Origin of the sequence: Bartonella sp. CL63NXGY, from assembly GCF_042194905.1 — a bacterium.
Lineage (GTDB): Bacteria > Pseudomonadota > Alphaproteobacteria > Rhizobiales > Rhizobiaceae > Bartonella.
Map to the genome: position 1 here is coordinate 346 of NZ_JBHINK010000111.1, position 311 is coordinate 656.

1 protein-coding gene is annotated in these 311 nt (G+C 39.9%); it reads left to right on the plus strand.

Going from position 1 to position 311, the window contains the following annotated elements; all coding sequences use genetic code 11:
• Window positions 1–294 (plus strand): site-2 protease family protein (locus tag ACFIK0_RS09550; protein ID WP_375663936.1); only part of this gene is annotated, 294 nt, incomplete at its 5' end.
• Window positions 295–311: the final 17 nt, after the last annotated feature.

Consider the following 311-nt stretch of genomic DNA (forward strand, 5'->3'; position numbering starts at 1 on the left):
GATTTTGGTGGACCAGTGGCAATCTACGCAGGGACATCTCAAGCGACTGCTCTAGGTGTAAATGGTGTTTTAAACTTCTTGGCATTGTTATCGATTAACTTAGGGATCGTAAACTTGTTGCCAATTCCAGCGCTTGATGGTGGAAAATTATTATTAAATATTATTGAAGCCATTATTCGTCGGCCAATTCCAGAACGGGCTGAAGGAATTGTGACAATGATTGGGTTTATGCTGTTACTGTTGTTAATGATTTTGGTCACCTGGAACGATATCGAACGGTACTTTATTAAATAGGTGAGGGAGAGAGTTTT